The sequence below is a fragment of the Vagococcus fluvialis bH819 genome, assembly GCF_900163795.1.
GTDB lineage: Bacteria > Bacillota > Bacilli > Lactobacillales > Vagococcaceae > Vagococcus > Vagococcus fluvialis_A.
In genome coordinates, this window is sequence record NZ_FWFD01000009.1 from 104347 (window position 1) to 117251 (window position 12905).

Here is a 12905-nt window from a genome sequence, read left to right on the forward strand (position 1 = left end):
AAACATGTTAGTATGAGATATAGCACACTATGAGGTGAAAATATGAAAAAAATACTTTACCCTTTATCAACCATTAATTTTGAACAAAAAATGGCAGGAATAGATACTACAATTCTGTCTCAATCAATCGTTTTTGAATTTAAGCAAGGAGAATTTATAACCAGACAAAATGAAGTTCCGGCTTATCTTTATGTCATTCTATCAGGTCGAGCTAAGATTATGACATCTCAAACTAATGGCAAGCAACTAATTTTACAATTTTTAAATGAGCAAGATTTAATTGGGGATTTAACCATTATCCAAGCAGAAGAAGAAACTAAAGATGTTATTGCTTTAGGAAGCACGGTTTGTCTGGGGATTCCTATGGATTTAGTAGAATCAAAACTTATTCCCAATGCTGAATTTCTTTATTTTTTAGCTAATTATATTGGAAAAAAATTACTCCTTAGAGTAGAACACTTTAAAGAGCAACAAACACAAGAACTAAAAATTAGACTAATTAAATTATTACTTGATATTACAATTGATGATGAATACCATGAAAAACATACTGAAATTGCTGAATATCTAGGTGTCAGTTATCGTCATTATATGCATACACTTAAATTTTTAAAAGAGAATGATATGATCACAAAGAAAGCAGCATGCTATATGATTAACCGAAATAATATGATAATTTTTTTAAATGAAGATAAAAAAATGAGTTAAAAGTCATATCAAATCAGACTTTTAACTCACTCTTTTTATAGGTAATAGTATTTTAATCTCACTACCAACAGCTAATTCACTCTCAATCTCAACCGTTCCTTGATGTAAACCAATTATTTGCTTAACTAAAGGCAGACCCAGTCCATTCCCTTTTGACTGCCGACTACCATCATTCTGATAGAATTTATCAAAGGCGTGACGAACAGTTGATTCAGACATCCCAATACCGTTATCAGAAAGGGATATATAAAGAGCGTCTGGAGTAGAGAAAAGCATCACTTTAATTTTACCTTTCTCTTGATTATACTTGATGCCATTTTCCACAACATTGAGCCAAACCTGGTAAAGCAATTCTTCATTCCCCGTGTAATAAGTCGTCGGCAAATCTAGTTCAAATTCAATCTCTAGTGGCTCCCATTTAGGCTGTAAGAAGAGAATAACTTCTCTAATCTGTTCATCTAAACGAAATGAGTGATATTCTAAGCCAATTTTTTGATTTTCTAATTTTGTTAATCTTAAAATGTTATCTGTTAAATAAGACAACTGCTGCGTTCCATCTAGCATTCTATGGAGATAGATTTCTCGATCACCAGAAGAAAGAGAATCATCCTGTAAAAGTTGTACATAACCTCTAATAGTTGCGATTGGTGTTTTAAATTCATGGGAAACATTTGAAACAAAATCATGACGCATACTTTCAATACTCCGTAATTCAGTAACCATTACATTAAAATCATGATACAGCTGATTAACATCATTTATTTTTTGATTTTCTTCCAACTGAATAGAAAAATCTCCTTTAGCAACTAATCCCATCGATTCCCTTAACTTGGCAATTGGTTTTAATATTTTCCTTCCAATAAAGCCAGAAAGTGCTAAACCAATAAATAAACTAATTAACATTACAATTAGGATAGGAAAAATAGGCTCTGAGTGACCATTAATTAAGAGATTATATTTTTTTAAAAGAAAAATTAAAAATAAAAAGAGAATTAGGACAAAAAGGATTGTGAAAAAGATAAAAAAGGTAAAATAAATCCAGAGTTGTGAATGTAATTTTTTTCTCATGAATGAACAACCACTTTATAGCCAAGTCCTCTAATTGTTTCAATTGAAAAATCAGCATTACTTTCTAAACGATTTCGTAGTCTTTTAATATGAACATCAATCGTTCTTTCATCAGAATCCGATGCCATTCCCCATATTTCATCCATCAATTGTTGTCTAGTAAAAATTTTATTAGGATACGATAATAGTTTGTATAAAACTAAAAATTCCTTTTGAGGTAACATCTCTATTTTGTTATTATCACTGACTTCTAATGTTTCTTTATTTAAAGTCGTAGCGCCTACTATTAATTTTTGACTTGAAACAATCTTTGCTCGCCTCAAAAGTGCTTCCACACGTAGCAACATTTCATTAACATCAATTGGTTTAACCATATAGTCATCTATACCAAGTTTAAAGCCTCTTTTTTTATCTTCAAATGAGTCTTTGGCTGTAATAAATAAAAAAGGTAGTTGATATCCCGCTGAACGAACGGCTTCAATTAGCTGAAAGCCATCCATGTTTGGCATCATGATGTCACTAATGACTAAATCAATCGTATAGTTATCAAATAGTTCTAAAGCTTCAGTTCCATTTTGAGCAATAACTGTCTTAAATTGGCGCTTTTTTAGTGTTGATTGATAAAGAAGCGCTAAGTTTTCATCGTCTTCAACAATTAAAATATAGTTCATATAGATTTCCTCCTTGTTTCTTTTCATTAGTTTAACAGAACGAGATGAATCCAACATGAATTTTGTTCATTTTGAGTTAATAAAGCTATGTTAATATTTTAAACATTACTTAAAGAAAGAGATGGTCAGATGCTAGAATTAAAAGATATCAAAAAATATTATCAAGTAGGGGATACTGTCACAAAAGCTTTGGATGGTGTTTCAGTTGCATTTAGAAGACAAGAATTTGTCGCAATATTAGGCGCTAGTGGTTCTGGTAAGACGACGATGTTAAACGTTATTGGTGGATTGGATAACTATGATTCAGGGGATATGGTGATTGATGGAAAATCAACAAAAACCTTTAAAGATGGTGATTGGGATGCTTATCGGAATAATTCAATCGGCTTTGTTTTTCAAAGCTATAATTTAATTAGTCATTTGGGAATCATTGAAAATGTGGAATTAGGCATGACACTTAGTGGTGTTTCAAAAGAGGTTAAACGAAAACATGCTGAAGATGCTTTGCATAGGGTTGGTTTGACAGATCATATGAATAAAAAGCCCAATCAGCTATCGGGTGGTCAAATGCAACGGGTAGCTATTGCTAGAGCATTAGCTAACGATCCAGATATTTTACTCTGTGATGAGCCAACTGGTGCTTTAGACACTGAAACAAGTGTTCAGATTATGAATTTAATCAAAGAGCTATCTAAAGAAAAACTCATCATTATGGTAACTCATAATCCAGAGTTAGCTCACGAATACGCTGGAAGAATCATCGAATTTTCTGATGGTCGGATTAAAACAGATTCAAACCCTCATATTGAAAAAGAAAAAAAAGATCAGTTCGAATTAAAAAGAACAAAAATGAGCTTTATAACGGCTTTAAAATTATCATTTAACAACTTAAGAACTAAAAAAGGCAGAACTTTTTTAACTGCTTTTGCTTCAAGTATTGGTATCATTAGTATTGGTATTGTTTTAGCCTTGTCTAGCGGCTTCCAAAAACAGATTAATCAAACACAATCAGAAACTTTATCTAAATTTCCAATTACTATCTCTAAAGTCACAACCGATCAAACCAAAAATCCTAAAGAAGCATTAGGATCTGATAAAGGTAGCTTTTCAACTAAAAAAGAAATCACCTTAAAAACGAGTGATAGCGATAAAGCCCAACACACAAATAAACTAGATCAAAAATATGTTGATTACATTAAAAATATTGATCCTAAATTAAGTAACAGCATTGGTTATACAAGATTGGTTAACATGAACTTATTACGAGAAGTAGATGGAAAAGTCCAGCCTGTATCATTCTCTAATGATGCCAGTAAAACAGGTGGATCCATGGCAAGTGCTATGTCTAGTATGACAGGTGTTGGTGTTTCATCATTTCCTGCCAGTTCAGATGGTTCTTCTAATGACTTTCTAAAAGAAAATTATACAGTTCTAGCTGGAGATTATCCTAAAGATGAAACGGATATTGTTTTAATTGTGGATCGAAATAACAGTACTAACATCAATGCACTTAAAAATATCGGTGTTGATGCTAAAGAAAATGATACGTTGAGCTTTGATACTATTATTGGAACAGAATTAAAGCTAATTTCAAATAACGATTACTACACAAAACTGCCAACTGGTAATTTTGTACCAAGTCAAGAGTATCAAAATATGTATAACACTAAGGAGAATGAAACTTTAAAAGTGAGTGGTATCCTAAGAGTAAAATCATCCTCTACAATGAATTTGCTAGCTCCTGGGTTTGCCTATAGTAATGAACTAACCTCTAAAATCGTAGAAAAAAATCAAGACTCTGACATTGTCAAAGCACAAAAAGAAAGTCAAAATAATGTCATGAGCAATGAACCTTTAGATGAGATGACTAAAGAAAGTACCTTAGCCTATTTAGGTGGATCAAGCGTTCCAAACAGCATTATGATTTACCCAAACAACTACCAGGATAAAGAAGCTGTTTTAAGTTATCTTGACGACTTCAATAAAGGAAAAGATAAAAAAGATCGTATTCTGTATTCAGATTTAGCTAGTACCATGACCGATTTAACGGGTGGTTTAATGGACGCTATCACTTATGTCTTAATTGCTTTTGCTGGTATTTCTCTAGTAACAAGTATGATTATGATTGGAATTATTACTTATACTTCTGTCCTTGAAAGAACAAAAGAGATTGGTGTATTAAAAGCTCTAGGGGCAAGAAAAAAAGATATTACCCGAGTGTTCGATGCTGAAACTTGTATCTTAGGTATCGCATCAGGTGCATTAGGCGTTGGTATTGCTTGGCTTGCTACTTTTCCAATTAACAGTCTTCTATACAATATGACAGATTTAAAAAATGTGGCACAATTAAATCCTATTCACGGGTTAATATTGATTGCTGTTTCAACCGTTCTAACTATGATTGGTGGACATATTCCAGCAAAAATAGCTGCGAAAAAAGACGCGGCAATTGCTTTACGTGCGGATTAATCAAAAAGAAATGAGGTTCTTGTCTTTAGGAGCCTCATTTCTTTTTGTGTCTCAGTCTATTTAACGATATAATTAAAGAACACTAAAGGAGGCGCTTTATATGAAAAATAAACGAGTAATAGTTAGTTTTTTTCTACTTGGTTTCATTTTTTTAGTTAGCTGTTCTCAAAATAATCCTAGTATTAAACTATCAGGCATCGAAGTTGAAAAAACTGAAACTGACGCTGAAAACTTCAAACCTTATCAAACAGTAACAGATAAAGAAGAGATTAAAATCATTCAAGAAATTACAAAACAGCTCGATGATACAGCCGTTCCGGATATCGCCTTTGAGGGACCTACTAATTATCAATTTTATTTTACTTATGATGTTAAAGACGCTGATGTTAAACCTGCTGTCTATCAACTTCAAAAAGTAACCCATACAGATGTGTATCGCCTAAATAACTTAGAATTATCTGTGGATGATTCTAGAGCCGTTCAAAAAATTCTAATTGAAAAGTAGGTGTGTTAAATGTTTGTTTATTTAATCAGGCATGGACAAGATGATGATCAAATTCGAGGCGGTTGGTCAAAATCACCTCTGACTCCAAAAGGGAGAGAAGAAGTTCATCAACTAGGACGGAAGTTTAAAGAATTACAGATAGATCATCTCTATACCAGTGACTTACCTCGAGCTTTAGAAACTACTGCTATTTTTAAGACTTATCAACCAGAGATGCCCATTACTGATGATCCTCGTTTAAGAGAGATGAATAACGGTCTTTTAGAAGGTATGCCTAACGCAACAGCTGAAAAGTTATATCCTAATCTTTATTTTAGAACCCTAGATTGGACGGAAAAATACCCGGAAGGCGAGAGTCCTGAATTATTTTATCACCGCATTATCGATACATGGGAAGTCCTTACCAAAAACTCAGATGGAAATATCTGCCTTGTAACGCATGGTGGAGTAATTAATATCATTCTCCATCATATTAATAAAAAGGCTTATTCCAATAAAAAAACAGCCTACCCAATTCCTACCGCAAGTTTAACCAAAATTGATTTAAGGAGTGGAAGCCATGAAACGTTTTTCTGTGACAGTGACCATTGATCGCCCCAAAGGCTACGTGGATAGATTTAATAATGTTTACCCACTAAATTATGGTTATGTAGAAGGAATCATTGCTGGTGATGATGAATGGCAAGATGCTTATATCTTTGATGAAACAGATTGTACGGGAACACATTTTAAAGGAGAAGTCATCGCAGTTATTGTTAGAGAGGATGATATAGAAGATAAGTGGATAGTTGCTAAAGAGGGTGTGACTGTATCTACAGAAGAGATTTATCAAAAAGTTCACTTTATTGAGCAATACTTTAGTTCAACGATGATGTTGTTAGATTAAGCGAAGGGGAGTTATTAGTTGAAGATTGACAAATACCAAAAAGAAAATAGAGATGAAGTTATCTCATTGATCAAACAAACAATTAAGACAGTCAACAAACAGGACTATTCTTCAAATCAAGTAGAAGCGTGGGCTGACTTTAATCCAGAAACATGGGAAAAAGGCTTAGAAAATCATCAAGCAGTTATTGTGACGCTAGAAGATCGAATTGTTGGTTTTGCTGATATGGATGATACGGGTTACTTAGATCATTTATACGTTCACTCTGTTTATCAAAGAAGAGGCGTTGCTCAATTACTACTTTCTTTTTTAGAAAATAAGCATCCAGGCGAGACTTTCACTACCTATGCCTCAAAAACAGCTCGAGTTTTCTTTGAAGCGTCTGGCTATGATGTTATCAAAGAAAATCAGGTGATCCTTCGTGGGCAAACCTTTATCAATTACTACATGAAAAAAGAAGGAGGCAACTAAGTATGTCAGAAACCATGCAACAATTAAAACAATTTTTCCGTGAACAAAAAGATTTAAAAGTCTTCGGAATGAATGGCTCAAGAGTAAATCCTAATATTCCAGAGGACAAGTTCAAAGACTATGACGTGGTCTTTTTTACAACGGATTTAGATAAATATATAAAAGACCCTAGCTTTTTAAATACATTCGGTGAGATCTTAATCATGACAGAACCTGAGAATGATCCTGTTTGTCCTAACGAGCTATTAAAAGGAAAAGGGTACGTTTATTTGGTTCAGTACGTTGATGGTCTTAGAATCGACTTACAAATTAGATTACTAGAGACTTTGACAGACTATTTAGTTGAAGATTCCTTAACTTTAATTATAGAAGATAAAGACAACCTAATAAAAAATCTCCCTGTACCAACGGAATCAGACTACTACTTAACTAAACCAAGCCAACTGCAAGTCGAAAATTCAATCACCGAGTTTTGGTGGATGGTACCAAATATTTTAAAAGCAACCCTAAGAAATCAATTGCTACTAGCTGAGTTTTATTTACGATTAGCACGTGAAGAAGTTGTTCAAACAATGACCTGGACCATCGCAGCTAAAGAAGGTTGGAATAAAAATTACGGAAAAGAATGCACTCATAGTTTAAATTACTTAGATAAAGAAACGAGAGCTCAATTAAGCAATTCTTTTGTAACAGGAGATTCTGAAAAAATCTTAGTAGCCTTACGAGAGATGATTGCTTTAGAAGAAAGATACGGTGATATGTTAGTCGTAGATTTCAATCTCAATCCAGAGAAATACAAAAAATACAAAGAGATTCCCTATATTTACCTAAAGAGTAAAGGAGAATCGATACTTGCTGAGACATTCAAAAAAGAGGTGAGTTAATGGTTGTCTACTATGCGTTTCAAGACGCGATAAAAGAAGTCATTCGATCCAAAGGAATTATCCTAACAACAATCGGTAATTTGTTTTTAAGTGGTTTTACCTTTTTTATGTTACATCTGGCTCTTTTTTTCTCCTTCATTAGACAAGGGATGCTTTGGGAAGCTGAACATAATATCGAAGAGGCTCAGTTTAATACGCCATATCTACTACCAATTGCAATTTTTGCTTATAGTGCTGTGATCATTACTGGTATCTTATTTATTATGTCCCTACTTAACATGAAGAAAAATATAAAATTATTTAGTCTAACCCAAAAAGAAGAGCATCACACCATGTTACTCTTAGGACAAACACCGCGTATGATACAACTATACATAGCTTTTCAACTATTAATTTTTAGCCTATTCATTTTAAGTATAGGTTCAATTATCGGTTTTTCTGCCTTTAATTATGCGATTTTACATACCGCTCAATCAGGTCTCTTTGAAGAAACCATTTTAAGCTATCAACTTAATCGACTAGTTCCAATTGTTTTACCTATTCTAGGGATTATTTATCTTTTTTTAACTTCTTTTATCACCAAAAAACCAGAGTAGACCGAAAAAATATCGGTTTTCTCTGGTTTTATTCGTTATCATTCCACAAATCATTCATGGCATCTCTTTGTTCCGAATCCACTATATGAGTGTAAATCGCTGTCGCACTTGTTCCCGTTTGTCCTAACTGATGAGAGACAGTCAATAAGCTATTGGTTTTCTTATAGAGTTGAGTCCCTACCGTGTGTCTCAATTTATGGGGGGTAATTCTCGTTTTAAATGAACTAGAGTATTTAGCCACCATTTTTTCAACAGTCGAAGGTTCAATTCTTTTAGCTGCTCCCTTATAAGTGGTTAAAAATAAAGCTTTCTCTTGAGAATCTGGCGCGTAAAGTTGCTGACGCGCTTCTTCGTATTGAGCAATGTAGTCAATAAACAAAGAGGAGATTAGAGCGATATCTTTAAATCCACCTTTTCTAATGACTGTCGCCTCTAAATTCAGGGTATCTAGATCAGATACTTGCATATTCACTAACTCGGATAATCGAATCCCAGTTCCTAGAAACAAAGCAATAATCCCTAAATCTCTAATCTTATTTCGCTTAAAAGCTGCTTTTGCTTGGTGGCTTGTTAGAGTGTTTTCATAATCCTGATCAATGTAATATAGAAAGAGAATCGCTTCATCATCCAGTAGGAGTTTCTTTTCAATACTCCGTGAACGTTCCTGGAGCGTCTTGGTTGTCTTAACGTTTTCTATTTTCAGAAAAACATTTTGAGAGAGGTAGACTTGGTTGTTCTTTGTCTCCGTTTGTGTATTTAGATATTTAAACAATGAGCGAAGAGCTGTAATGGATCGTTGAACCGTCACAAACGAACGAGAGCGACTATCTTTTACTGTCCCAACTTTTGGTGAGTGCATTAAATGAGATTTGTATAGCTCTACATCTTCTTTTCTTAACTCTTCTAAGTCCTCTAACTCAATTTTTAGAGTTGTAGGAGCTGAGATGATATCTTCTGAGATTAACCACTCAAAAAAGCGACGAAACTCTTTGGCGTACTCATATAAAGTCACGGCAGAGTAGGGGACAATACTTTTAGAGTGCAAATACTCTTTAACAAACCAAGGTAGGTTTTGATTTTCGATTTCAATTAGTTTATTTATCTTTTCTCGGCTCATTTTTCTAGTTTCCTTTCGCGTGAAAAAACATACGTTCCCTACAATGAATATTATTATAGATTGTCTCTTTTGTCAAAATTCAAAAATTAACTTGATAGTGATATAATTAACATGTGGCACTTAGAAAGTTTATTACTATAGTTGAGGGGGACAAAATGATGAGTATTAAGTCTTATCAAATAGATATTTTAAACAATAAAAAGCAACAAAGTTTCAATACTACTATACTACTAATATTGAACTACGCAGAAGAGGAAAGAACAAGGTAATGACTTTAGATGAATTTAAACAAATTATTAGAGATGAACCTAACTTAATGGCTCTTTTAAACATAATAGAAAAACTCGAGTTAAAGGATTGTTGGTTATGCGCTGGAACAATTAGAAATTATTTTTGGGATTATTTATCTGAAAAAAAAGCACCGCAACTCACAACAGATGTGGATGTCATATTTTTTGACCCAACCATTACTTATGAAGAAACCCTTCGATTAGAACTAGAACTTAAGAGTAGCTATCCTAATTATCAATGGGAGCTTAAAAATCAAGTGTACATGCATTCTCATAATCCAAACACAGCACCTTATAAAAGCAGTCTAGATGCCTTGTCCAAATTTCCTGAACGTTGTACAGCAATCTCCGTAAGACTTAAAGAAGGCAATATAGAACTCTTAGCACCTTATGGAATTGACGACATTACTTCCTTCTTAGTACAACCAACACCTTACTTTGAAGAAGACTCTGAACGAATGTTTACCTATCAAAATCGAGTCACAAAGAAAAATTGGCAAGAAAAATGGCCACAATTAGTCATAAAAAAAGTTAGAAAGAAGATGATTTAAATGAATGAAACAGTCTGGTTTTTTATAGCCATTTCTTTTGTAAGCTTATTCGGAAGCTTGTCCCGGTTTACACCAAATGCTCTTTGGAACGATACTTCTTATTTTTTTAGAAAGAACAAGGAAGAATATTTACCTTTCACTAATAAACTACGAGGAAAATGCTTATTATTCTTTGGCGTGTTTAACTTAGTTCTAAGTGCCTTTGTCTATTTATTAAAAATTTCTATTTCCTTCCCCAAACTTGTAGCTTTCTTAATAATCGGATTAATTTTCATTGAGTTATTCGTCGAGATTTCTTGGAATAAGAAGGAAAAGAACAACAGTAATGTGACGAATCTTTTTCTAAAACAAATTATCCCATTTACCATTATTATCTATACTGCGATTGTCTTTAAAGCGCCTGAATGGATGATTATCAGTTTCATGATTATCTCTTTAGTAACTATAGGAGCAACAACAGTTTTCTTAATCAAGAAAAAAATCAAATTCTAAGACTAGAGGTGATACTTTGGAAAATATCGTAAGAAGTAAATTAGAACAATTAGAAGAAATGACTTGGACAGATAATGAAGTTACATGGTTAATCGACCATATTGGGGATGTTGATCCAGTAATTAGAGATGAACTTGTTTATAATGCTATTTCACTTTCATTAATTCAAGAGAAATTTACTCTAGATCAATATCATCAACGAATACCTAGCACGCTTCAAAGAAGTTTCACAGCACTTATGAATGCTTGTTTGATTGCTGTAGATGATGAGGTTGAAAACAAGTACTATGGACAGCTCACAAAAGAAGAGAAAGATTACTTTTTTAATCAAGCTATTTTATATTTAAGAAAAGAAAGAAGCCAAACTGGTCACTCAACGAAATACGGGTGGATTCATGCTATTGCATAGGGAGTTGATTTTTTAGCAGCTTCATGTTGTCACACTGATTTTGGTAAAAATAGAGTAGGAGAGCTTTAAAAACGATTGAGTCTGTTTTTAAACACCTTCAAGAACCTTTAACGCATCAAGAGGATAGAAGACTGGCAGTAGTAATCCTTGAGTTATTAGGAAATAAAAAATTAACAGAAGAGGAATTTATGGAGTGGCTAGGAAATATCAAACTCCTTTTAACAGAAGTCATCGATTACCAAATTCAAAGTAACTTTAATAATTTTCTAGAGGCCATTTATTTTAAACTAGAAACAGAAGGTCAATTGTCAGAAAATTTAAAAATTGAATTATTAACTTATTTAAAAAATTACTAAACAAGTTTCACGTAAAAATATTATGTCTACCTTTACGGAAAGAGATTACTTTCAAGAAAGGTAGAAAAGAACTGTCTTTTTAGAACAGGAGAGAGAAAATGATTCAAACATGCTGTTTTAAGTTCTGATTAGTACTAACAAAATTAAGGAGGAATTTATATGTATGAAGAAAAAGATTGGTTAATGCGCCAAATACGACGTTCTGCTGAAGGTTTAGGTAATTTACTAACGAAGAACTCGATTAAAGAAATATTAATGGTTGATCAATTGGACAAGCAAGCTATATCTGACGAGGAAATTAATTTAATCATTGCGTTAACTGATGTCAGCCGAAAAAGACAACAAACACAGATTTCTGATGATGAATTCTATGCACTATTAGGGATTTCGAAAGAAAAATGGCTTGAGATTGATACTCACAAAATAATGCCGACAGACACTGAACTCGCAGCCATTCAAGCTTTCTTAAAGTGAGGTGTTAACTATGGAATCCTCATTAAATCAATTCACACCACTTTTGGCATTTACTTTTATCGGTTTGTTCACTACTACGTTTTTGTTATTAATGGCATTTATTATGGATAAAACAAATGGTTTATTTTTAGCACGAAGTCTTAAAGATTTCAAAAAAGATCAAAAAAAGACTGAATTTGAAAAAGAACGACAAGTTGGTAAAAAATTGAGTGCTTGGATTTTTAAATTTATTCCACCATTTTTTATCGTATTTTTAGTGATGTTCTTGGTTTTATTACTTTTTTAAATATTGAATTGAGGAGTTGGTATCTAAAATGAAGGATATTTCATGGATTTTTTTCGATGTTGGGGAAACACTAGTTGATGAGAAAAAGAGTTATCTTAATTATGCAACTCGATGCAGTCATCAATTAACTACAAAAAACATCGAAGTATCACCAAGTACGTACTTAAAAATGATTGAAGATAACTACAAACAAAATGAAAAACGCCCTTTATACGCCACTTGGCAAGCATTTAACGTTAGAGACAAACGCCCTGAATGGCAACATATAAACGAGTGTCTTTATCCAAATGTAAAAGAAATTTTATATCTCTTATCTCAAAAATATAAGTTAGGAATCATTGCTAATCAAGGAGTAGGACTGAAAGAAAGATTAACTTCTTTTGAAATTCTCGATTACTTCTCACTGATTGTTTCTTCAGCAGATGTAAATATAAAGAAACCTGATCCAGAAATTTTTAAGTTTGCGCTAGAGAAAGCCAATATAAATGCTTCATCTGCTGTTTACATTGGGGACCGTGTTGATAATGATATAATCCCTGCTAAACAGTTGGGAATGAAAGCTATTAGAATTAAACAAGGTATGGCAAGGTTTCAAATGGAAAGTCTGCTCTATCCTTCTGATTTTATTATTAGTGGTTTTAGTGAATTGTTAGATATTCTTTAATTTAAATG

At 33.0% G+C, this 12905-nt stretch carries 17 protein-coding genes and 1 pseudogene; 15 read left to right on the plus strand and 3 right to left on the minus strand.

Translation table 11 applies throughout. The features are described from left to right. The first annotated feature begins 42 nt into the window (after positions 1-42). On the plus strand, positions 43-708 hold the full coding sequence (locus tag FM121_RS06785; protein WP_086951415.1) for a cyclic nucleotide-binding domain-containing protein: 666 nt from the start codon (positions 43-45) through the stop codon (positions 706-708). A gap of 21 nt (positions 709-729) precedes the next feature. Here the strand turns inward: FM121_RS06785 and FM121_RS06790 are convergent, their stop codons facing one another. Continuing rightward, complete coding sequence (locus tag FM121_RS06790) at positions 730-1776, minus strand: sensor histidine kinase (RefSeq protein ID WP_086951416.1); 1047 nt, start codon at positions 1774-1776, stop codon at positions 730-732. Further along, positions 1773-2447 carry a response regulator transcription factor gene (locus FM121_RS06795; RefSeq protein ID WP_086951417.1) on the minus strand — a complete coding sequence of 225 codons (675 nt, stop codon included), beginning with the start codon at positions 2445-2447 and terminating at the stop codon, positions 1773-1775. The genes FM121_RS06790 and FM121_RS06795 overlap by 4 nt, the downstream gene beginning before the upstream one ends. A gap of 129 nt (positions 2448-2576) precedes the next feature. Here FM121_RS06795 and FM121_RS06800 point away from each other — a divergent pair, with 129 nt between their 5' ends. The 7 genes from FM121_RS06800 (at position 2577) to FM121_RS06830 (ending at position 8258) form a co-directional block, all read left to right on the plus strand. Further along, positions 2577-4916 (plus strand): ABC transporter ATP-binding protein/permease, encoded by a 2340-nt coding sequence (locus tag FM121_RS06800; protein WP_086951418.1) that lies wholly within the window; start codon positions 2577-2579, stop codon positions 4914-4916. A 100-nt stretch (positions 4917-5016) separates the two neighbouring features. After that, positions 5017-5421 carry a hypothetical protein gene (locus FM121_RS06805; RefSeq protein WP_086951419.1) on the plus strand — a complete coding sequence of 135 codons (405 nt, stop codon included), beginning with the start codon at positions 5017-5019 and terminating at the stop codon, positions 5419-5421. Positions 5422-5430: 9 nt separating this feature from the next. After that, entirely contained in the window at positions 5431-6012 is a 582-nt protein-coding gene (locus tag FM121_RS06810; RefSeq protein ID WP_086951420.1) for a histidine phosphatase family protein, read from the plus strand. After that, a complete protein-coding gene (locus FM121_RS06815; RefSeq protein ID WP_086951421.1) occupies positions 5981-6307 on the plus strand; it encodes an inorganic pyrophosphatase in 327 nt (108 codons plus the stop codon). Before FM121_RS06810 ends, FM121_RS06815 begins: the two co-directional genes overlap by 32 nt. 18 nt (positions 6308-6325) lie before the next feature. Continuing rightward, complete coding sequence (locus FM121_RS06820) at positions 6326-6778, plus strand: GNAT family N-acetyltransferase (protein ID WP_086951422.1); 453 nt, start codon at positions 6326-6328, stop codon at positions 6776-6778. 2 nt (positions 6779-6780) lie between these two features. Then, complete coding sequence (locus tag FM121_RS06825) at positions 6781-7662, plus strand: aminoglycoside 6-adenylyltransferase (protein WP_086951423.1); 882 nt, start codon at positions 6781-6783, stop codon at positions 7660-7662. Further along, positions 7662-8258, plus strand: a complete 597-nt coding sequence (locus FM121_RS06830; protein WP_086951424.1) for a hypothetical protein — start codon at positions 7662-7664, stop codon at positions 8256-8258. Before FM121_RS06825 ends, FM121_RS06830 begins: the two co-directional genes overlap by 1 nt. 28 nt (positions 8259-8286) lie before the next feature. Here the strand turns inward: FM121_RS06830 and xerS are convergent, their stop codons facing one another. Further along, positions 8287-9375 (minus strand): tyrosine recombinase XerS, encoded by a 1089-nt coding sequence (gene xerS, locus FM121_RS06835; protein ID WP_086951425.1) that lies wholly within the window; start codon positions 9373-9375, stop codon positions 8287-8289. 268 nt (positions 9376-9643) lie between these two features. On the opposite strand from xerS, the gene FM121_RS06840 reads away from it, so the two are divergent. From FM121_RS06840 to FM121_RS06870, 7 genes and pseudogenes are all read left to right on the plus strand, one after another. Beyond that, entirely contained in the window at positions 9644-10216 is a 573-nt protein-coding gene (locus FM121_RS06840; protein WP_086951426.1) for a nucleotidyltransferase family protein, read from the plus strand. Continuing rightward, entirely contained in the window at positions 10217-10708 is a 492-nt protein-coding gene (locus tag FM121_RS06845; RefSeq protein WP_086951427.1) for a hypothetical protein, read from the plus strand. A 16-nt stretch (positions 10709-10724) separates the two neighbouring features. Then, positions 10725-11117 (plus strand): DUF2785 domain-containing protein, encoded by a 393-nt coding sequence (locus FM121_RS06850; RefSeq protein WP_086951428.1) that lies wholly within the window; start codon positions 10725-10727, stop codon positions 11115-11117. A 71-nt stretch (positions 11118-11188) separates the two neighbouring features. Beyond that, positions 11189-11473: pseudogene (locus FM121_RS06855) on the plus strand (DUF2785 domain-containing protein); the annotation flags it as partial. A gap of 183 nt (positions 11474-11656) precedes the next feature. Continuing rightward, complete coding sequence (locus tag FM121_RS06860) at positions 11657-11947, plus strand: hypothetical protein (protein WP_143597067.1); 291 nt, start codon at positions 11657-11659, stop codon at positions 11945-11947. Between the two features lie 10 nt (positions 11948-11957). Then, a complete protein-coding gene (locus FM121_RS06865) occupies positions 11958-12233 on the plus strand; it encodes a hypothetical protein (RefSeq protein WP_086951431.1) in 276 nt (91 codons plus the stop codon). A gap of 28 nt (positions 12234-12261) precedes the next feature. After that, positions 12262-12897 (plus strand): HAD family hydrolase, encoded by a 636-nt coding sequence (locus tag FM121_RS06870; protein ID WP_086951432.1) that lies wholly within the window; start codon positions 12262-12264, stop codon positions 12895-12897. The last annotated feature ends 8 nt before the right edge of the window (positions 12898-12905 follow it).

Excerpts from the sequence above, each read along its gene's own strand:
- FM121_RS06790 (WP_086951416.1), bottom strand. The coding sequence starts at position 1,776 with ATGAGAAAAAAATTACATTCACAACTCTGGATTTATTTTACCTTTTTT.
- FM121_RS06865 (WP_086951431.1), top strand. The coding sequence starts at position 11,958 with ATGGAATCCTCATTAAATCAATTCACACCACTTTTGGCATTTACTTTT.
- FM121_RS06825 (WP_086951423.1), top strand. The coding sequence starts at position 6,781 with ATGTCAGAAACCATGCAACAATTAAAACAATTTTTCCGTGAACAAAAA.
- FM121_RS06815 (WP_086951421.1), top strand. The coding sequence starts at position 5,981 with ATGAAACGTTTTTCTGTGACAGTGACCATTGATCGCCCCAAAGGCTAC.
- FM121_RS06785 (WP_086951415.1), top strand. The coding sequence starts at position 43 with ATGAAAAAAATACTTTACCCTTTATCAACCATTAATTTTGAACAAAAA.
- FM121_RS06810 (WP_086951420.1), top strand. The coding sequence starts at position 5,431 with ATGTTTGTTTATTTAATCAGGCATGGACAAGATGATGATCAAATTCGA.
- FM121_RS06830 (WP_086951424.1), top strand. The coding sequence starts at position 7,662 with ATGGTTGTCTACTATGCGTTTCAAGACGCGATAAAAGAAGTCATTCGA.
- FM121_RS06795 (WP_086951417.1), bottom strand. The coding sequence starts at position 2,447 with ATGAACTATATTTTAATTGTTGAAGACGATGAAAACTTAGCGCTTCTT.
- FM121_RS06845 (WP_086951427.1), top strand. The coding sequence starts at position 10,217 with ATGAATGAAACAGTCTGGTTTTTTATAGCCATTTCTTTTGTAAGCTTA.
- FM121_RS06860 (WP_143597067.1), top strand. The coding sequence starts at position 11,657 with ATGCGCCAAATACGACGTTCTGCTGAAGGTTTAGGTAATTTACTAACG.
- FM121_RS06805 (WP_086951419.1), top strand. The coding sequence starts at position 5,017 with ATGAAAAATAAACGAGTAATAGTTAGTTTTTTTCTACTTGGTTTCATT.
- xerS (WP_086951425.1), bottom strand. The coding sequence starts at position 9,375 with ATGAGCCGAGAAAAGATAAATAAACTAATTGAAATCGAAAATCAAAAC.
- FM121_RS06800 (WP_086951418.1), top strand. The coding sequence starts at position 2,577 with ATGCTAGAATTAAAAGATATCAAAAAATATTATCAAGTAGGGGATACT.
- FM121_RS06840 (WP_086951426.1), top strand. The coding sequence starts at position 9,644 with ATGACTTTAGATGAATTTAAACAAATTATTAGAGATGAACCTAACTTA.
- FM121_RS06870 (WP_086951432.1), top strand. The coding sequence starts at position 12,262 with ATGAAGGATATTTCATGGATTTTTTTCGATGTTGGGGAAACACTAGTT.